10 protein-coding genes are annotated in these 20,847 nt (G+C 67.5%); 6 read left to right on the top strand and 4 right to left on the bottom strand.

The genetic code is table 11. The features are described from left to right. The first annotated feature begins 196 nt into the window (after window positions 1-196). On the top strand, window positions 197-2,011 hold the full coding sequence (locus KY501_RS27255; protein WP_224366377.1) for a tetratricopeptide repeat protein: 1,815 nt from the start codon (window positions 197-199) through the stop codon (window positions 2,009-2,011). A gap of 15 nt (window positions 2,012-2,026) precedes the next feature. Next, complete coding sequence (locus KY501_RS27260; RefSeq protein WP_224366378.1) at window positions 2,027-2,374, top strand: YkgJ family cysteine cluster protein; 348 nt, start codon at window positions 2,027-2,029, stop codon at window positions 2,372-2,374. A gap of 94 nt (window positions 2,375-2,468) precedes the next feature. On the opposite strand, the gene KY501_RS27265 is transcribed toward KY501_RS27260, so the two are convergent. The 3 genes from KY501_RS27265 to KY501_RS27280 all read right to left on the bottom strand — a co-directional run bounded on the left by KY501_RS27265 (window position 2,469) and on the right by KY501_RS27280 (window position 10,534). Further along, window positions 2,469-5,243, bottom strand: a complete 2,775-nt coding sequence (locus tag KY501_RS27265) for a M16 family metallopeptidase (protein WP_224366379.1) — start codon at window positions 5,241-5,243, stop codon at window positions 2,469-2,471. 65 nt (window positions 5,244-5,308) lie between these two features. Continuing rightward, window positions 5,309-9,754, bottom strand: coding sequence for a protein kinase domain-containing protein (locus tag KY501_RS53685; protein ID WP_304608640.1), 4,446 nt, complete (start codon window positions 9,752-9,754; stop codon window positions 5,309-5,311). A gap of 150 nt (window positions 9,755-9,904) precedes the next feature. After that, complete coding sequence (locus KY501_RS27280) at window positions 9,905-10,534, bottom strand: histidine phosphatase family protein (protein WP_224366380.1); 630 nt, start codon at window positions 10,532-10,534, stop codon at window positions 9,905-9,907. 212 nt (window positions 10,535-10,746) lie between these two features. Between KY501_RS27280 and KY501_RS27285 the strand changes: the two genes are divergently transcribed. From KY501_RS27285 to KY501_RS27295, 3 genes are all read left to right on the top strand, one after another. Continuing rightward, window positions 10,747-11,142, top strand: a complete 396-nt coding sequence (locus KY501_RS27285) for a YciI family protein (RefSeq protein WP_224366381.1) — start codon at window positions 10,747-10,749, stop codon at window positions 11,140-11,142. Then, window positions 11,142-12,404, top strand: coding sequence for an RNA polymerase sigma factor (locus KY501_RS27290; RefSeq protein WP_224366382.1), 1,263 nt, complete (start codon window positions 11,142-11,144; stop codon window positions 12,402-12,404). Before KY501_RS27285 ends, KY501_RS27290 begins: the two co-directional genes overlap by 1 nt. A gap of 337 nt (window positions 12,405-12,741) precedes the next feature. Beyond that, complete coding sequence (locus KY501_RS27295) at window positions 12,742-15,402, top strand: fibronectin type III domain-containing protein (RefSeq protein ID WP_224366383.1); 2,661 nt, start codon at window positions 12,742-12,744, stop codon at window positions 15,400-15,402. Window positions 15,403-15,484: 82 nt separating this feature from the next. Here KY501_RS27295 and KY501_RS27300 read toward each other — a convergent pair whose 3' ends face one another. Next, complete coding sequence (locus tag KY501_RS27300) at window positions 15,485-19,423, bottom strand: Kelch repeat-containing protein (protein ID WP_224366384.1); 3,939 nt, start codon at window positions 19,421-19,423, stop codon at window positions 15,485-15,487. 359 nt (window positions 19,424-19,782) lie between these two features. On the opposite strand from KY501_RS27300, the gene KY501_RS27305 reads away from it, so the two are divergent. After that, window positions 19,783-20,844 (top strand): hypothetical protein, encoded by a 1,062-nt coding sequence (locus KY501_RS27305; RefSeq protein WP_224366385.1) that lies wholly within the window; start codon window positions 19,783-19,785, stop codon window positions 20,842-20,844. Window positions 20,845-20,847 lie beyond the last annotated feature (3 nt).

The raw sequence follows: 20,847 nt of genomic DNA on the forward strand, positions 1-20,847 counted from the left end.
AGCGTCCGCCGCCTCCGCCCCGGGATGAAGCGGTTCGTCCGCCTCCGGGATCGGACTCCCACCGGGGGTCTCCAGGTGGCCCTGGCGGAAGGGGACCACCCCGCCCAGGTGAGGACGGGCGATCGGGGACACACTCCCCCAGGACTGAGGGCGGCCCACCGCCGTCCTCTTCTCCGCCGCCTTCCAATCCGCCGCGATGATCGCTGCCCCAGCGCTGGTGCTCGTGGTGATGCTCGCCGCGGGGGATCCTCTCGCGGAGGCGCAGCAGGCCTTCTCTGAAGGCAGGTACGCGGAGGCGGAGCAGCTGGCCTTGCAGGCCGCGCATCCACCCCAGGAAGGAGCCGCGTTCTACCTGGTGGGACTCTCTCGCTTTCGTGCTGGAAAGCCCGCTGAAGCCATGGAGGCGCTCGACGCCGCGGGTCAGGCCGCGGACGCTCCCGAGCGCGGCCCCTGGAACTTCAACCGTGGAGCCTGTCTCTACGCGCTGGGGCGCTTTGCCGAAGCGGAGCAAGCCTTCCTGGCCGCCACGGCGGATGACTCCCTGGCTCGCGTGGCCTTGGCCAACGCAGGCTTCGCCGCACTGGATGCAGGCTCGCCCGAGCGCGCCGCGCAATGGGCCGCCCGAGCCAGGCCCGGGGCTTCCGAGCGGGAACTTGCGCTCGTGGAGGACCTGCTCGCGGAGATCTCCGGCGTTCGCGAGCCCCGGGAAACCGAAGGGAGTGAAAGCGAGGCCTACCGCCAGGGCCTGGCGGCCTTCGACGCCGGGCGCTTCGAGGAGGCCCGCGCGCATTTCCTGGAGGCGCAGAAGCAGGCTCCTTCCTCCGGCCGCGCGCGGCTCATGGCGGGGGCCTCGGCCTACCGTGCGGGGGACAGGGCCACGGCGCGAGCGGACATCTCCTCGGCGCTGGATCTTCAGCTGGCGCCCTTGGAGGAGGAGACAGCGCGCGAATATCTCGACCGGCTGTCCTTCGGGCTGCGCTCGAATGGCCGAGGAGTGGGGCTCTCCGCGGGAGCCAGCCTGGGCTTCGACAGCAACGTGCTCCAGGTGGGCGTGGCGCCAAGGGATGTCTCCGGAGGGATGACTGAACTGGTGACCGGGAGTCCCTTTGCTGAGGTTGGGCTCGGGATCGTCGCGCGCATGCGGCTGTCGGATGCGGTGTTCTCCGAGTTCTCGTACGGCGGTTCACAGCGGGCCTACTCCGTGTCCTCCGCGCGGGATTACTCGCTGCAACTGCATCGGGTGGGGGCGTCCTTGGAGTGGGAGATGGCTCACCACCTTCGGCTTGGGGGCTCGGTCTCGGGTGACGTGTTCTTCACGGGCTTGTCGGCGTTCCGAGGGCTGCAGGCTTCGGGGGGCGCCTCGGCGTGGCTGGCCGTGGACGAGAGCGAGTTGACGAGCACGCGGCTCGATGCGTCCTTCGCGCGCAAGCTGGGGCTCGGCGACGAGTTCAGCTACCTCACGGGGCGGCGCCTGGACGCGACGGTGTCCCAGGAACTCCGCCTGCGCACGGTGGCGGTGACGGCGTGGTACCGCTACCGCGCGGATCTCATCGGCACCCTGGAGCAGGCCGCTTCCGTGCAGGGCTCGGACCTCTTCCAGGAATACGTCATCCCCTTTGCCTGGGCGGGACACGCCACGGGAGCCTCGGCGCGCTGGGTGCTGAACTCCTGGCTCGACGCGAGTCTCGATGCCGGGGTGGAGTGGCGCCGCTACCGGTCCGACAGCTTCCTACGGGTCCAGTTCATGGACGGGACCCAGGCGGAGTGGAACCGGCGCCAGCGCCGGGATGTGCGCTTCGTGCTGGGGCCGCAGGTGAGTGCTCGTCTGGCGCGGCACGTCTTGCTGTCCATGCGGTACGACCTGCTGGTGAACAGCTCGAACGTGGATACGCAATTGGAGGACACCGGCTCGACGTGCTTGGCACCAGAGTTCGTGTGCCACCGCTACGACTACACGAACGGGAACTACCAGAAGCACTTGCCGACGCTGGAGCTGAGTGCCAGTTGGTGAAGAACAGGCTCTATCATGGGCGCCTCGATGACCGTGCTCGACTGCCAGCGCTGCGGCGCCTGCTGCTGCAATCCGGATGAGAATCGCGCCGAGGGCTTCCCCTACTACGTGGAGGTCCAGGCCGACAGCCGGCTGCTGCGGCGGGAGGATCTGCGCAAGCGCTACGTCGTCGAGGACGAGGAGCAGGTACCGCACCTGCGCCTGGATCCCAGCGGTCGCTGCGCGGCACTGAGAGGCAAGCTGGGCCAGAGCGTCCAGTGCGCCATCTACGCGGATCGTCCTCGGGGCTGCCGGCTGGTGGAACCCGGCAGTGCCCGCTGTCTCCAGGCCCGGAGAGAGCGGGGCGTGGACCGCGGCCGTTGAGCACCTGCTCCGGGAGCGATATGGGACCGGTCCGCGGGTCGAAAAGCCGTCCGCCGCGAGAAGTAACGACTGGCTCGGCACGTTGGCAGCCTGGTCAGGGCTGGGCTGCTGCCGTCCGCTCCTTCTTGTCGAAGATCGTGGGTTCGCTGGCGCCCAGGGCGGTCAGTACTCCGTCCACTCTCTCGGGTGTGGCGGTTACGGAGACCACCCTGCGGTGCGGGTCGAGATCAGTTGCAGCCACTGCGGCGACCTCGGCGGGAGTGACCTTGCTGATCGCGGCCGCCAGCTGGTCGATGTAGTCGACAGGCAATCCTTGCCGCACGCCGAGTTCGAGTTCGTCCGCCACGGCGGTGACTCCAGCGGCATCCGCCAAGGCGTTGGCCAGGGCACGACGCCGCGCGCGCACGAAGTCCTCGAGCATGTTCCCGGCCCCGGTACGCAGGGCCTCGAGTTCGGAGAGGAGCGCGGTTGCGGCCTTGGAGGCGCGTCCTGGATCCAGGTCGCTCGTGATGTAGAACGCGCCTCCACCGGCGCCTCGCGTGTACTCCGCAGTCACGCCATACGACGCGCCCATTCCCTCGCGGACGATCCGCAGGCGATCTCTGACCATCTCACTCAGGACGATCCTTGCGGCATGTTCTTGGCCGGGAGCCGACGGGATCGCGAACGCTACCTCCAGGCCCACTTGGGAGCGGGAGGGATCGCGCATCCCCAGCCAGCTCGGCCCCGGCTCGGGCTGGGGCGCGGGAACCGTCTCGGGAGGGACGGTGGCGACATCGGACCACGGCCCGAACAGGGACCGGACATGTTTTCTCATGGCCTCCAGTTCGAAGTCGCCGGTGACGATCAACGTAGCTCCACGCGGTGCGTAGTACTTCTCGTGATAGCGCTCCAGCTCGTCGGTGGTCAGCCAGCTCCACGCGTTCCCGGTCGGCAGCGGAGCGGCGTAGGGATGCGCTTTGCCGAACAACAGCTGATGCATTCGGGCCTTTACGGGATCTCCTTCCTCCTTCGCGCTGGCATGAATGATCATGTCGCGGAAAGCCGTCACGGACTCGTCGAGATAGCCACACTGCTCGACGAGCCACAGCAGGCGCCACACGTGCCAGTCGGCCCGGTTGGCGGCCCCACGAGCCGTGAACACCGTCGATGTCTCGTGAACCTCCTCATCGAGCTGGGTCCCCACGCTCAAACCCCAGGTGAGCAGGAAGGCGTCTCTCGCCCGGTAGCGACGGCGAGGATTGTCCTCCAGCAAGGCCGCGGCGGCGACAGCCAGACCCTGGCGATCGTGCGGGTCGGATGCCGAACCATGCGGGAGCACCAGCCGCACATCGACCAGTGAGCTGCTGGGATCGGGGACCAGCAATACCCGGAGTCCATTCTTCAGGGCCATCTCGTCGATCGTGTCGCTGATACGGGAGGCCGGAACGGGGAGCGGGTGCTGAGCCTCCTGGGGGTCGACGGGAGCTCTCCACGGGGCGAGATCGGGTTCCTGGCCCGAGGCCACCGTGGTGGTTGAGGCGGTGGCGGGTTTTCCGCTGGGGTCGACCAGGGCGACGTGACTTTGGTTCCTCACGAATCTTGCCCGGACGTAGCGGTCGGCGTCGGCCATCGTCACGTGTTCCAGCGACTCAAGCTCCGCCTCCATGAGTTCGTAATGCCGAGTGTAGGTCAGATAGTCGGCGAACCAGGAGCTTCGAGTCTCGAAGGACTCGTACGACTCCAGGTAGTTGTTCTGGAGCTGGGTGATCAGGCGGACCGTGCTGTAGGGGTTCATGTCGGAGAACATCTTGGGCGCGCGCGCGAAGAGTTCGTCGACGGCGGCATCGAGGCGCTTGGGGTCGTCGACCGAGATCTCGACGCGGAGCAGCCGGGCCTCTCCCGCTCCCTCGGTGCCCACCTGGACGCCGGTGATCCAATCGAGCTCCTCGTTGGCTCCTGCCATCACCTGGCGCAACCGCTGGACGGCCAGCAGATGCAGGACCGTATCCTTGCTCCCCCATGGCGGGGCAGGGAAGAAGACGAGCGCGGCGGCTTTGTCGACGTCTGCCTGATACCGGGCCCGGGTACCCGTGAGATGGGCTTGCGGAACAGCGGTGTGCGCGGTGGCTCTCCTCCGCGTGTTCTGGCCGAAGCGCTTGCCGATCTGCTGGGCGAGCGCGGCCGGGTCGAAATCGCCCGTGACGACCAGGATCAAGCTGTCAGGTGCATAGTGACTGCTGAGGAAGCCGCAGGCCTCGTCCTTGGTCGCATTCGCCACCTCGAGAGTGCCGATCTCTCGGGCATAGGGGTGGTGCTGGCCCCAGACTCCTTGCAAGATTTGAAGGGAGAAATCCGTCCGCGGTGCGCGCCGCTGGGCTTCCTCCTCCAGGACCACATCCCGCTCACGGCTGAAGACAGCGTCGTCGAGCTGATCGCAGGTCATCTCGAGGCGTTGCGCCTCGATCTCGAGGACATCCGTGAGCCGGTCCGCGAGCGCCGTGGCCGTGTAGTGGGTCACGTCGTGGTTGGTGAAGGCATTGTGCTCGAGGGCAGCCTCGCTCAGACGGTCGGAGAGGCTGGCCCGGTCTGGGCCCGTCCAAGCCTCGAAGGTGAGGTGCTCGACCAGATGCGCCATCCCAGCTCTTCCGGGAGGATCATCGGAGGCGCCAAAACGATAACGCGCATCCACCGTGACCAGGTTGGTGCGCCGGTCGGGGACCAGCACCACGGTCATTCCGTTGTGGGCGGCATACAGGCGGATGTCCTGATGAAGCTGGAAGGGCTTGTTGTCCGCGCGAAGGGCTCCGAAGCGAGGGGGTGCACGCACCCCCAGGCACGCGCTGGTGGCGGTCGCCAGGGCGACCATCCAAAGGAGCCGGTTCTTCATCCTGAGTGCCTCTCGAAAGAGAACCCTCGAGGCATAGAGGCTGTAGCAACGCGACCGCGATGCTCCTACAGGGGTACTTCGAGAGCTTGACCTTCCAGGCGCTCCACGCGGCGAAGCTCCGCCTGGGCACCAATGGCGGTGAAGATCTCCCGGGCAAGCCCCAGCAGCTGCGCGCGCCGGTGGGGGAGGGCGACGGCCGCGTCGAAGCACGCCACGCCCAGCTCCCATCGGTGGGGGCCCTTCTCCAGGATTGAGATGGCCTCCAGGAACACGGGCTCGGCGGCGGCAACACCCTTGCTCAGGTTCAGCGCCCGGGCCGTCACCCGCAGTGCTGGCCCCCGCAGGTACGTGTAGATGCGCGACAGCACCCTCGCCTTGAAGCTGCCCAGGCGGACGATGCGCAGCAGCTTCGAGCGTGGCACCGAGGTAGCGCCCTCCTCCAACGCGAAGAGGGCCGCCTCCGCCGCGTCCACCAGGCCGATCTGCAGGAAGGGCACCAGCACCTGGTACTTCCACACCTTGTCAAAGGCGCGCACGGCCATGCGTGCCGCGTCCTCCACCCGGTGCTCGCGCACGAAGATGTTGGCCAGGTGGTTGAGCGCCGCGCACTGGTTGGCCAGATCGCCCACCGCGACGGAGATGTCGTGGCCCTGCTCCAGTTCCTTGCAGAGCTGATCCACGTCCCTCTCTCCCCGGAGGTAGCGGCAGATGGGAACCCACGAGTGGGCCCACCCCTGGTGCATCAGGGCGTTGAGCGCCTGTCCCAGCGCACCCATGTCCTGGAAGGCCTTCTCGGCCTGCTCGAATCGCGCGGACAGGAAGTGGCTGGTCCCCAGGATCATCGTGGACGTCTGCACCTCCCACGGCTCGCCCACCTGCTGGAGCGTGTGGATGGCCTCCTCCTCCAACTGCATGGCCCGCTCCAGATCATTGGTGAACAGGGCGTGGGTGCCCAGTCGGCTCAGGGCAATGCCCTCGATGGCCATGTCCTTCGAGCGCCGTCCGAGTTCCACCGCCCGGTCCATGTACTTCCGCGAGCCCTCGAGCAGCCCAGCGCCAAACAGCACGGTGCCGTAGTACCCACTGCTCAGGCTCAGGGCGTAGTCCGTGCGCGCCCGCTCCGCCATGTTGAGCGCCACCAGCGTGGCCCAGGTGAGCTTGGACAGATCCACGAAGTAGTAGATCCGGATCAGGGACATCAGTGTGTCGAGCTGCTTGAGGAACAGCGGCCGCTGGAGCGTCGGCACGGGCCGGAGGATGCGCGGGAAGATCCGGCTCAGCAGATGAATGCCGAGGTGAGCCACCGTGCGGATCACCCGAGCGGCCCGGTTGCTAGGCGCGGCGTGTCCCATGAGCTTGAGGGCGCGCTCCAGCTCCTGGATGGCCCGGCCCGACTCGCCCTTCTCCTGGAAGGCGCGGCCCAGCCCCACATGGATCTCCGCGCGGACGGTGTCCGACGGCTCGTCCTGGAGCCGCTGCTCGAATGTCTGGATGGCGGCGGTGTAGTGGCCTGCCTGCAAGAGCGTCTGGGCCAGCTCCATCATCACGTGACGCGTGTCCTCTCGGACTCCGGGTTGTGGCAGGCGCTCCGACGTGGAGAGCACCTCCAAGGCCCGGTGGTAGTGGTGGATGGCCTCGTCGTTGGCGTACTGCCGCCTCGCGGCGCGCGCGGCGATCAACGTGTACTCCAGCCCCTTGGCCTCGTCGTTGGCCGCCAGGTAGTGGTAGGCGAGCAAGCCCGCCGGCTTCACGGTGCTCTCCTCCAGAGCCTGGGCGATGCGTTGGTGGTGCTGCCGCCGCACGCTGCGAGGCAGAGACTGCAATGCTGCCTCCTGGATCAAAGCATGGCGGAACTGGTAGCCGGGCTCGGCCTCCTCATCCCATGGCTGTAACAGCCCCGCGGCCATCAGCCCCGCCAGATCCCTGCGCAGTGCGCTACCGGCCCGCCCCGTCAGCGTGGCGAGCAGCGCGTGTGAGAAGCTTCGCCCCACCACCGCGCACAGTTGCGCGAGCTGCTTCTGCCTGCGGGGCAGTGAGTCCAGCCGGGCCAGCAGCAGCTCGTGCAGGGTCAGCGGGATGGCAGCCGCTCCGCCTTGGAGGATCACCCGCGTCATCTCCTCGACGAAGAGGGGGATTCCATCCGTCCGGGCCACCAGCTGCGTCACCACCTTGTCCGGTAGCCGCTGGCCTCGCGCCATCTCCTTCACCAGCCGCTCGGTGCATTCCGCCGACAGCCGTTCCAGGGCCAGGAGCTGGAAGCGGGCAGGCTGTCCCCAGGGCGGGCGGAACTCGGGGCGTGCACTGAAGACCAGGAGCCAGCTCTGGCTGCCCGCGAAATCCTCCAGGGAGCCCAGCAGCTGCAGCGTGGAGGAGTCCGCCCAGTGGAGATCCTCCACCAGGACCAGCAGCGGACGCCTCAACTCCTGGTGCGCGGGAAGGGCGAGCAGCGCCGCCATCGTCTCTTCCTTCTGGCGCTGCGGCGTGAGGCGCTTGTGCGGAACATCCTCGGCCACGGGCAATCCCACCAGCGCGGCCAGGAGCCCCACCTGCATGGGCGTCAGGCCCCGATCCGTGAGCCGCTGCTCCACCGCGCGGAGGTTCTCCTCGGGCGAGCGCTCCGGACGCAACCATGTCCGCTGAAGCAACTCGATGACAGGATGCAGGGCACTGGAGCTGAACTGGCTCCAGCACTGGATCCTCACCACCTGGGGATTCTCCGGCAACACGCGCTCGCGCAGCTCCTGCAGGAGCCGGGACTTGCCGATGCCGGCCTCGCCGCTGACGAGCACGCAGCCCCCCCGGCCCTGACGGGCGCGCCGCCAGGCATCGAGAAGCAACCCCAGCTCACGCTCGCGGCCCACCAACGGGCTCAGCTTCCCTTCTCCAGCGAGGGTGCGCTCGAAGCGGACGATGGCCACGCGCGCGCGAAGCACCCGGTGCAGCTCCAGGGTGCGTCGCCCATCGAAGGCGCGAGTCCCGAGCGGCACCGTGTCGAAGGCGCGCTTCACCACGCTGTGGGTGCTGGGGCCGAGCACCACCTCATCCGGTCCGGCCTGCCGTCCCAGCCAGGCGGCGATGCGCGGGGCCTCTCCCTGGATGGTGGGCGTGCTCCCTCGCAGCTCCGGGAGGATGTCGTCCAGCACCACCAGGTCCGTGTCGATACCCACCTGCACCGCCAGCCGCCGAGATGGCCAAGGCAACGGCCTCGCCTGGAGGGCCTGGTGCACGGCCCGGGGCAGATCCAGCCCCGCGCGCACCGCGCTCTCGGAATCACCTTCCTTGATCACCGGGTAGCCAAAGCAGGCCAACACCTCATCGCCGATGCACAGGGTGATGGAGCCGCCGTGCCGCTGGATGACCTCCGAGGCCACGCGGTGGAAGGTGGCCTCCAACTCGCCGAAGTCCTCGGGATCCAACTGCCCGGCCAGCTCCGAGAGCCCCGCCAACCGGCAGGACACCAGCGTCACCTGACGGCGCTGCGGCGCCATCGGACGTTGAGAGCCTCGGCCCGGCTGAAGGTGCTCCTCCAGCTCACGAAGCTCCTCGCGCAGCTCCTGGGCGGACAGCAGGCGCTTGGCGGGATCCTTGGCCAGCGCGACGGCCAGCAGGGACTCCAGCTCCCAGGGCAGCTCCGGGTGACGCTCGCGCAGCGGGGGCACCGGCTCCCGGGAGAGCACCTTCTCGCGCAGCTCCTCGATGAGCAAGTCCGGGTAGGGGAGATCTCCGGTGAGGAGTTCGTACAGCAGGATTCCCGCAGCCCAGATGTCCGTGCGCTCGTCCACCTGTTCACCGAGCCATTGCTCAGGCGCCATGTGAGAGGGCGTGCCGGCGCTGGGCAGGTTCTGCGGCGTGTCCATGGGACTCAGGGGCGCCAGCCATGCCAGGCCAAAGTCCAGGAGCTTCACCGCGCCCTGATGGGTCAGGAAGACATTGCTGGGCTTGAGGTCGCGGTGGACGATGTGGTGCTCGTGAGCGTGCGCCAGCCCCGCCGCCACCCCTCGCATGATCTTCAACGTGCGCCGCAGCTCCAGCTTGTGCTCGCGCGCCAGCAGCTCCGCGAGCGACTCGCCCTGCAGGCACTCCATGACCAGGAAGGGGACCGGAGGTGCACCAGGGCCGTCCCTCCACTCGGACACGTCGAAGATGCGGATGATGTTCTCGTGATCCAGCCGCGCGATGGCCCGGGCCTCTCGCAGCCCCATGCCCTCCAACTCCTCGCGCGGGAAGAGGAACTTGAGGGCCACCACCCGCTGCAGCTCCGCGTCATGGGCGCGAAACACCTGGCCCATGGTGCCTTCGCCCAGCCGCTGGATGATCTCGAAGCGGTGGCCATCCGAGCCTCCCAGCCGCTCGCCAGGAAAGAGCCGGCGCAGCTGCATCCGCGGCCGAGCGGTCGCCACTGCCTTCAGGAAGGAGTCATCTAAATCGGACCCGTCCTCGAGCTCCCACTCCGCTTCCTCGGGGTGGTGAGCCACAGGTCCCTGGCCGTCATGCTCGCCGGTTCTTCCCATGGCATTGTCCCCCCGCCCCTTCATGCACAAGGTAGGGGCACGCAAGGAGGCGGGCAACGCAGCCTCCCAAGCCAGTGAACATGAGCACTCCGTCGTGGAGTGCAGGGGGCCGAGCGGACAAGGGCCAGGACCGGCGAGCGCTGGCCGCGCTCAAGTGTCGTCGAGGCTGTCCTCTCTCAGGTGGTTCAGATCTCCCCACGTCACCAGCCGGAGCTTCTTCTCGTGGTAGTCGAACTGGTTCCAGCTCGCATTGAGCACGGAGAAGCTCCGAGGCGTCCCCGGTGGAATGCCCAGGCTGTGCCGGAACAGGCCGCTGAGCACGCCGCCGTGGGTGACGACGACGAGGCGTGTTCCCGCGTGTCGGGTAGCAAGCTCCTCCAGGCACTCCAGGGCATGACGCAGCCGCTGCGTCACGCTCTCACCCTGAGGGACGACGAAGTCCGGTCCTCCCGCCGAGTACTCCGCGAACACCTCGGGATGGCGCTGGTTCGCCTCGTCGCGCGTGAGCCCTTCCAGGATGCCCAGGCCGCGCTCGCGCAGTCTCGAGTCCAGGAGCACCGGGTGTCCCGTCCTCGTGGCGATGCGGCGCGCCGTCTCCTGCGCTCGCCCGAGATCGCTGCTGTAGAGCGCCTGGAAGGAGAAGCCCTTCAGCCGCGCCGCGAGGGCGTCCGCCTGGCGCAGCCCTTCCGGGCTCAGCGGACTGTCCCGATGTCCCTGCAGACGGCCCAACGTGTTCCATTCCGTCTCTCCGTGACGGAGCAGGATGAACTCGGTCTTCATGCGGCGTAGCCTGACCGGGCATTTCCTCGTGGACAAGCAAGGCGTCCGAGCTGTCGGTGTCATGCTACGAACCCAATCGTTTCAAGGACTTGCGGCTCCCTGGCGGAAAAGGCGAAAGAGCTTCGGCACCGATGTCGAGAACCGTTTTTCGGCTCCGACTACCCGGTGAACGCGCGCTTCATGGAGGGGCGCTCGGACAAGAGGAGTCGACCATGAAGTACATGCTGATCATGAACACTCCAAGCGGGGGGCCGTACCAGATCGCCCGCTGGCCGCAGCAGGACATCAAGGCCCACATTGGCTTCATGATGAACTTCGCGAAGAAGCTCACAGAGTCGGGCGAGCTCGTGGCCGCCGAGGGCCTGTCCGGTCCCGATCAAGCCAAGCGCGTGCGCGCCGGGAAGGATGGCAAGCCCATCACCGATGGCGTCTTCCCCGAGTCGAAGGAGTTCCTCGCCGGGTTCTGGATCGTGGATGTCGAGAGTCCCGAGCGCGCCTATCAGATCGCCGCTGAGGCCTCCGCCGCGCCAGGGCCTGGCGGAGTCCCCCTCAACATGGACATTGAAGTGCGGCAGGTGCCGAGCGGGCCGCCCATCGACACGCCCTGATGCCTCCGCCACTGGACATCTCCACCCAGCACCTGCTGCGCGAGCTCGCGCCGCGGGTGTTGGGCGCCGTCGTCCGGCGCTTCCGGGACTTCGCCGCATCAGAGGATGCGGTTCAGGAGGCGCTCATCGCGGCGGCGACGCAGTGGCCGCGCGACGGCTTGCCCGACAACCCGCGTGCCTGGCTGATCCACATCGCGTCGCGGCGCATCACCGATCATGTCCGCGCGGAGGCGGCTCGCCGCCACCGGGAAGAGCTGGTGGTGAGCCTGGTGCCTCCGGAGGAGCAGCTCGTCCTCTCCCTGGATGAGGAGGGCGCCATGGAGCGGGATGACACGCTGGACCTGCTCTTCATGTGTTGTCACCCCGCGCTCACGCCCGCGTCAGCGATTGCGCTCACGCTCCGGGCCATCGGCGGGTTGACGACCTTCGAGATCGCCAAGGCATTCCTGGTCCCCGAGGCGACCATGGCCCAGCGCATCAGCCGGGCGAAGCAAACCATCAAGGACTCGGGAGTCCCCTTCCAGCAGCCCACGGCCGAGGAGCGCGCCTCGCGTCTCGAGTCCGTGATGCACGTGCTCTACCTCATCTTCAACGAGGGCTACACGGCCACCACGGGGCCGGAGCTGCAGCGCAGCGACCTGTCGGCCGAGGCCCTTCGCCTCACGCGCATGCTCCATCGCCTCGTCTCCGACGAGACAGAGGTTGCGGGGCTCCTGGCGCTCATGCTGCTGACCGACGCGCGGCGCACCGCGAGGACCGGACCGGCCGGTGAGCTCATTCCGCTCGACCAGCAGGACCGGAGCCTGTGGGACAAGACGGCGATCACCGAGGGCGTGGCGTTGCTCACCGCGACGCTGCCTCGGGGAGCCGTGGGCCCGTATCAACTCCAAGCGGCGATCGCCGCGGTGCACGACGAAGCCCCCACCTCCGAGGACACGGACTGGGCGGAGATCCTGGGGCTCTACGGTCTGTTGCAGCGCATCTCCGACAATCCGATGGTGACGCTCAACCACGCCATCGCCACGGCGATGGTTCACGGCCCGGCCGCGGGGCTCGAGCGCCTCGATGCGCTCGCCAAGGATCCGCGCATGAAGGAGCACCATCGCCTTGATGCGGTGCGTGCGCACCTCCTGGAGCGGGCTGGAGACCGCGAGAGCGCCATCGAGCACTACCGGCGCGCGGCAGAGCGCACCACGAGCCTCTCCGAGCGCAACTACCTTCTGATACAGGCGGCTCGGCTGGACGAGACTCGCAAGGCTTAAAGGGTCCTGCGAGACACCCCATCCGAGACATTGCTGCTACGCGTCATCGCGTGCGTCTTTGAAAGCGCTTATGTCAGCGTGAAACAAAGACGCACAGCGTCATCACTGCGCGCCCTGATCCATCCGCTGCGAGTGGAATCGCGTCTACGGGTTTCGAACTTTTCGCGTAGAGCGGCCCACACTGGGTGGTGGCGCTTTCAAAAGAACCCTTTACTTCCGGGATAATCTTTTTTACATCTGTCTTCAAAAATATCAGGCACCAGTTGAGCAGGAATGCGGTGCCTTTGACGCAACGCGAAACGCGGACCGAAGCCTCGCCTCTCCAGGAGACAGTGAAATGATCAAAAAGTTGTCGTCCATGGTTTCCGCATTGGCCGCCGCAGCGGGCCTCTGCGCGGCGGTACCGGGGACCGCGGAAGCGGTGCCGGTGTCCCAGGCCAACACCACCATCTTCGGGCCGAATGTCTATGTGTTCGACACGAGCATGCCGGCCGGGGACGTGCAGGCGAAGGCCACCGAAATCTTCACCAGCATGGAGGCCGCGGAGTTCAGCAACAACCGCTACGCGCTGCTCTTCAAGCCGGGCACGTACCCCGTCAACTTCAACGTGGGCTTTTACACCCACGTGGGAGGTCTGGGGCAAAACCCGGACGACGTGAACATCACCGGTGGCGTGAACGTGGTGGCCAACTGGATGGCCAACGCCAACGCCACGTGCAACTTCTGGCGCAGCTTCGAGAACTTCGCCGTCACCCCGTCGAACGGCACGACGCAGATCGCCGTCTCGCAGGCCGCGCCGCTCCGCCGGCTCCACATCAAGGGCGGGCTGTGGCTGTTCCAGGTGGACTACTCGACGGGCGCGGGTGGCTGGGCCAGCGGCGGCTTCCTCGCGGACTCCGTGGTGGATGGCCAGGTTCTCCCCGGCTCGCAGCAGCAGTGGCTGTCGCGCAACAGCAAGTGGGGCAGCTGGGCCAACGCGGTGTGGAACATGGTCTTCGTGGGCAGCGTCAACGCGCCCGCGGACAGCTTCCCGGAGCCGCCCTACACGGTGGTGAACCAGACGCCGATCATCCGTGAGAAGCCCTACCTCTACCTCACCAGCTCTGGCACGTACGCCGTCTTCGTTCCGGCTCTGCAGACGAACACCCAGGGTCCGTCCTGGGCCAACGGCTCCACGCCGGGCACGTCCGTCTCCATCGATCAGTTCTACATCGCGCAGCCGTCCACCGCGAGCGCCGCCACGATCAACGCCCAGCTGAGCGCCGGCAAGCACATCCTGTTCACGCCCGGTATCTACCAGCTCAATGACACCCTGAAGGTCAACAACCCCAACACCATCATCCTCGGTCTCGGCAACCCCTCGCTGGTGCCCACCACCGGCCTGCCGGCCATCTCGGTGGCCGACGTGGACGGCGTCAAGATCGCGGGCCTGATCATCGAGGCCGGCGCGGTGAACTCGCCCTCCCTGCTGGAGGTCGGTCCCACGGGCAGCTCGGCCAACCACTCGTCCAACCCCACCTTCCTCTATGACTTGACGATGCGCACCGGTGGCTGGACGGCGGGCAAGAACGACGTGGGCATCAAGATCAACAGCCACAACGTCGTGGGCGACCAGCTCTGGCTGTGGCGCGCGGACCACGGCGCGGGCGCTGCGTGGAACACCAACCCCACCAAGAGCGGCCTGGTTGTCAACGGCAACAACGTCACCATCTACGGCCTGTTCAACGAGCACCACGAGCAGTACCAGACGGTGTGGAACGGCAACGGTGGCCGCGTGTACTTCTACCAGTCCGAGATCCCCTACGATCCGCCGAACCAGGGTTCGTACATGAATGGCTCGGTGAACGGGTACGCCTCGTACAAGGTCGCCGACACCGTCTCCACCCACGAGGCGTGGGGCCTGGGTGTGTATTCCTACTTCCGCGACGCGGTCGTGAAGCTGGAGAACGCCATCGAGGTGCCGAATGTCTCGGGCGTGAAGATCCACCACATGACCACCATCTGGCTGAACGGCCAGGCGGGCAGTGAGATCACCCACATCATCAACGGGCAGGGCGGCCGCGTGTACGCGGGCTCTCCCACCACGTCGCAGCGGCAGACCATCACCGATTTCGTGGGCACCGGTACGCCTCCGCCGACCGACACCACCGCGCCGAGCACGCCCTCGAACCTGACGGCCACGGCCGCTTCGACGAGCCAGATCAACCTGAGCTGGACCGGCTCCACGGACAACGTGGGCGTGACGGGCTACACCATCTATCGCAATGGCACGGCGGTCGGTTCGTCGACCACGACTTCGTACAGCGACACGGGGCTGGCGGCCAACACGTCCTACAGCTACACGGTCAAGGCCTCGGATGCGGCGGGCAACATCTCGTCCGCCAGCAACACGGCCACCGCCACCACGAAGGCGAACAGCACCGACACCACGGCGCCGAGCACGCCCTCGAACCTGGCGGCCACGGCCGCGTCGAGCAGCCAGATCAACCTGAGCTGGACCGGTTCCACGGACAACGTGGGCGTGACGGGCTACATCGTCTACCGCAACGGCACGCAGGTCGGCACGCCGACGGGGACTTCGTACAGCGACACGGGGCTGACGGCCTCCACGGCCTACAGCTACACCGTCAAGGCGCGGGACGCGGCGGGTAACCTCTCGGCCGCCAGCAACACGGCCACCGCCACCACGCAGGCCAGCAGCGGCGGCGGCAGCAGCGGCACCGGCACCGAGTGGACCTACGGTGTCAGCACCGCCAGCTCCACCCAGGCGCTCTTCTGGTTCAAGCCGACGGGCTTCACGGCGCAGTACGTCATCGTGCACTACAGCACCGCGGCCACTGGCCAGCAGAACGTCACCCTGACGTACAACAGCGGCACGGGCCGCTGGGAGTACACCGCGAGCGGCATCAGCGCGGGTGCGGCGATCACGTACTCGTTCACCTACAACAAGGCCGGCGCGCAGTACGACACGTCGACCTACACCTGGACCAAGCAGTAAGGTCCTGAGGTAGTCGCTTCAAATGCGGCCCACTTCCCCGCGCGGTCTCGCGGTGGAGGTGGGCCGCTTCGCTGAGAGAGGGCTACGGCCAGAAGTAGTGGCTGGCGCCCGGCTGTGTCTCCGCGTCCGTGCCCAGGTTGTTCAGGAGGAACTGGCGCGGATTGAAACGCCGCGGCGAGTTCGGCTCCCACTGCTTCACCCACGGCGTCCACGTCAGCTCCAGCTTGCCACTGGCGGGCGCAACGGGCGCGGAAGAGGGCGCCAGGGTGCTCGGCAGCGGCAGGGAGTAGGAGACCGGGCCGGGCTGGATGGCCGCGTAGTAGTCCCAGTAGCGCCGGTGGCCCGTGATGCCGTGCATGGACCACATGAAGCCGGCGTTGGCCGGAGCGGTGAAGGTGAAGGCGTTGCCCGGAGCGGTGGGCGCCGGCTTCTGGCCCAGGAGCACGTACACGCCATTGGCGGTGGGCGAGGCGACAGCCAGATCATTGAGGCCATCCGCGTTGATGTCGAGCGCCACCAGGGCACGCGGGTCTCCCGGCACCGGTATCTTCGAGTGCTCGACGAAGGTGCCGTTGGAGGCTCCCTGGTAGAGGGTGACGGTGCCCTCGCTGGAGTTGCTCACCGCGAGATCCAAGTGCGTGTCACCGGTGAACTCGGCCAGCGCAAGGCCCGCGGGCGACAGGGCGGCGATGTTCACCGGCTGCGCGAACGTCCCCCCACCCGCGCCCAGCAGCAGGGCGACGGTGTTGTTGCCCGTGTTGGCCACCGCCATGTCCGGCAGGTTGTCGCCGTTGAGGCGGCCCACCACCACGGCGGCGGGCTGGGCGCCAGTGGTGACGCGCGTCGAGTTGCCGAACGGGCCCTGCGCGGTGCCATCGAGCGCGATGGAGAGTCCCTCGGTCACCAGCACCACGAGGTCCGGCGTGTTGTCGCCGTCCAGGTTGGTTACGAGCACCTGCGTGGGCGAGGTGCCGGCCAATGCCACCTGCACGCCCGCGCTGAAGGTGCCGTTGGCCGCACCGTTGAGGATGGACACGGTGTTGTCGCCCTGATTGGCGACGAGCAGATCCAGGGACCCATCTCCGTTCACGTCCGCCGCCGCGAGCCCCGATGGGCTGGTGCCCACAGGGTACGGGGTGGGCGCCTCGAAGCTGCGAGGCGTGCTGGAGCTGGCGAGCAGCACGTGGACGGAGTTCGTTGCCGGCTCGGTGATGGCCAGGTCCGGCTTGCCGTCCTTGTTGAAGTCACCGGCGACCACACTGTGGGGCTGGGTGATGTCGTTGCAGCAGTTCGTGTCCGTGACGACGCTGGTGAGGGAGGGAGTACCCCAGTACATGCCTATGGCGAAGCGCCCGGGGATGAGCAGATCCGGGAACGTGTCTCCGTCGAGGTCCGCGACCGAGATGCGCGCCGCCCCGGAGTTGCTCGCCCGGGCGCGCGCGGTGCCTACGCCGCGTGGCCCCTGGGGGATGCACTCCGGTTGGCCCGGGGATACCCCGGTGGCGGGGGCGCTGAGCGGGAGGCTCAGGGTTCCAGCGCCGATGGTGGTGTAGAGGGAGTGGTCCTCGCAGACCCGCTCACTGGAGAGATAGCCGGTGATGCGCTGCTGCACGGGCGCGTTCGCCGCGACGAAGGCGACGCTGAACTGGTTGGTGAGCCCATCGTAGTTGGCGACTCCGCTGTTCACGTAGGGGAAGCCCGGCACGTCGCGCGTGGGATCGGCCTGGAAGTACAGTCCCTGGTTGTGCCAGCCCGCCGGGAGCTGGAAGCTGCCCGTGGCCTGTAGCAGCACCGCCGGTCCCGGTGGCAAGGCGATGTCCACCGTGGCATTCGCGGCCAGCCCGGCGTGCTGCAGCTCGGTGTAGTTCCAGAGGCTCTTCGGAAACTCCAGGGTGTAGTCGTTGCCGGACACCGTCATGAAGAAGGGCTCGCTGGGAGAGATGCCCGAGAGCGTGTACGTGCCATGGCCCTGCGCATCGAGGGTGGCCGTCGTGGTGCGGAAGAGGCCGTTCGCGGTGGCCAGGTTGATCACCGCCGTGCCATTGACGGGCCCTCCCGTCACCTGACCGCTGACGGAGTAGCCCGGGATCGGCGCCGCTGCGCCGCGCTCTGTCCAGGCCTGCCCGTCGTAGGTCCACAGGTCCCCGAGACGGGTTGTGGTGGAGGTGGCCGGATCGAGGGTGAGGCCGAGCCCCAGCACGAGCTCGTGCCGCTCCACATCGAAGTACATCACGTGGGCGTAGCGCGGCTGCGGGGTAGCTCCCGGCGGAATCACGGACTCCCAGGCGGTGGCGCCCTTGCGCAACCTCAGAAGGTCCCCGAAGGGAGTGCTGTCCAGAGTCCGTCCGCCAAAGGCATAGAGGGTCTCGGTGAAGGGATCGAACGCCATGGGGAAGTCGGAGCGCTCCGAGGGCAGCGAGGGCCTGACGGTCCAGTTGCCAGTGGAGGGATCGAAGGATTGGCACTCGGCGGTGACGACGGGAGTCCCTCGGCCGCCGCAGAACCACAGCTCCCCGGTGGCGGTCTGCGTGGTAGCGCCCATGAACGCGCGGTTGAAGGGTGCTGCGGGGAGCGCGGACCAGGTATGGGTGGCGGGCTCGTAGCGCCACACCTCGTTGCTGAAGAAGGGGATGCGGTAGCCACCCACCAGGTAGATGGAGTTGCCGCTGGCATCGCGCACCAGGGCTGGAGAGCGGCGAGGCGCGGGCTTGCTGCTGGCCGGGGTGACGGGCGCCCAGGTGTTGGTGGCCAGATCGAACTCCCAGGTGTCACCCAGCGCGTCACCCGTGTCGATGCAGTTGCGGCCGCCGAAGAGGACCGCCTTGCCGCCAGCCACGGCCATGGCTGCATCGTAGCGAGGCGAGGGCGAGGTGCTCTGGCCTGCTGGCACGCGCAGGGTGAAGCGCTTCTGCGCCACATCCACCGCCTCCACCGTGTCGTTGAAGCATTGGGTGTAGAAGAGGGAGTTGCTCATTGACGAGTCGTAGCCGCCGTACAGGAGGAAGCGCCGAGAGCTGGGATCGTAGGCGCCGCTGCTGTACACGCGCGCGCCCAGCACGGTGTTGGGGAACAGGTACACGGTGACGAGCGAGGCGTTGATGCCGGCATAGGTGGTGTTCGTCAGCTCCTTGCCATTGGCGGTGATGTCCACGGTGTCCGTGGTGCCGTTGAGGCCCAGGCCGGTGAAGACGGCCTTGCCCGTGTCGTCGGTGAGGGCTTCCTTGGCGGGGGAGTACTCCTGGCCGTTCTTGCGTACGCGCACCCCCACGTTGGCCTGGGGCACCCGGCCCGAGACGGCGAAGACGGTCAGCGTGTCGGTGATGCGGCTGCCCGCGGGCGCCAGTCCCACGACGCCGCCCAGGCTCACCGGCTGGGGCTTCACGACCTGCAGGGCGTAGGTCTGGCTGGCGGACCGGCTGCCCGCATCCGTCACGGTGACGGTGATGGAGTACGTGCCCTCAGAGCCCGGCGCAGGGGTTCCGGTCAGCACACCGGAGCTCGCGTCCAGGCTCAGGCCTTGGGGCAGGCCCGTGGCGGAGAAGGTGAGCGCCCCCTGGCCGAGCTGCGCCTGGAGGCTCTCGGGGGCGGACTCCGAGCGCCGATAGTCCACGCCCTCGGTGGCGAGGGTGAGCTCCGCGGAGGCGAGCTGCGGCAGTTGGTAGGTGGTGAGCTCGAAGTCCTTGGTGCCCGTCTTCCCGTCCGCATCCGTCACGGTGACGGTGAAGGTGCTCTTCGTGCCCTGGGTGATGCCCTCGTTCACCTTGGGTCCGAGGGTGCCATCGGTTGAAAGTGTCAGGCCTACGGGCAGTAGGCCGGAGGTGACACTGAATGTGAGGGGCGCCTTGCCTCCCTTGGCCTCGAGCGGGGTGGAGTAGGGCTGGCCGGCATAGGCCCCCGGCAGTGGCGAGGCGCTGGTGATCTCGGGGGTCTCGGTTTCAGGCGGCGGCTGGGGATCGTCCTTGCAGGCGCTGAGGATGAGCACGGTGCTCAGCAGCCCCATGAGAAGGGCGAATGAACGCATGATGAAGAACTCCAGAAGTGAGGGAAGGGCGGCCCTTCTAGACCGCCGGCGCACTTGCTCACAAATCACTCGCAAGGCGTCTCGATTTCACTGCTCCGCGCTCCAGAGCGGGCGCCAGGCGGTTGCAGGAGCACGCCACCGCCCCATTCCAAGCCCGCGGTCCGGTGGTGCCGACAGTCACCAGTCGAAGAAGCCAGTCACCAGTCCGAGCACTGGGGGAGAAGGGCTCTGCGAAGGAGTTCCCCTCTGAAACGGTGCTCCTCGAGGACTCGTCGGAGGCTGGCACACCTTCTGCTTAGGAGTAGTCGCAAGTCAGCGATACCCCTTCCAAAACCTCTTTGGCCTCTCTGGAGTCTGCCATGCGTATCGGTCCTTCTACCCCCGCCCCCGCTCCGGCCGCTTCCACTCCTCCCGCCAGCGCGGGCTCCCCTACCTCGGACAAGGGGAACTTCATCGACAAGAACCAGCCGAAGAACCAGACCGGCAAGCAGTGGGGCGATGACATCTTCCTGGATGATCGCAAGGGGCCGAAGGCTCAGAGCAGCGCCGACCGGAAGGACAACCGGTTTGTCTCGGACACCAACATCAACTCGAACCAGGTGGATGGCAACGAGAGTTCCCGCTATGTCGAGTGGGAGCAGGACGTGGCCGAGTTCCAGACCGGCACGGGCTTCACCCAGGACGGCACGGGCGCCCAGTTCGAGGCGAGCGCGCTGGAGGCTCAGGGTGATGCGTCTTACATGGTCAACCCGCTCACGGGCGTGAAGGGTCAGGCCGGCGCCGAGGCCAACCTGGCGAGCGTGCGTGGCGATGCGGGCTTCGGCAAGGACCTGGGTGAGCTCGGCCTGGATCAGGTCGAGGGGAAGATCTACGGCGGCGTGCACGGCGAGGCGCTGGTGGGCGCCAACGCGGACGCCAAGGGCAAGATCGCCTACGACTTCAAGAATGGCGACGTGGGCGTGGAAGGGAGCGCGGGCGCGCTGGTGGGCGCCGAGGCGAGCGCCACGGCTCGCGGTGAGCTGGGGCCCGTGCAGGGCAAGGTGACCGGTGGCGTCATCGCCGGCGTGGGCGGCGCGATCGGCGGGAAGCTGGCGTTCGAGGATGGCAAGCTGACCATCGGCGCCAAGGCGAAGGGCGCGCTGGGTGTGGGCCTGGGCGTGGAGTTCGGCACCACCATCGACTTCGGCAAGGCCGCCAAGACGGTCGAAAACATCGTGGGCAAGGAGAACGTCGACAAGGCGAAGGAGACCGTGAACAAGGCCACCGAGGGCGTCAAGGAGACGGTCACCCAGGCGACCGAGGGCGTGAAGGACGTGGCCAAGGACGCCGCCGACACCGCCAAGGATGTGGCCAAGGACGTGGGCAACGGCGTCAAGGACGCGGCCAACAGCGTGAAGGACTTCTTCGGCGGCCTCTTCTAGCGC

The organism is Hyalangium versicolor (assembly GCF_020103695.1).
Taxonomy (GTDB): domain Bacteria; phylum Myxococcota; class Myxococcia; order Myxococcales; family Myxococcaceae; genus Hyalangium; species Hyalangium versicolor.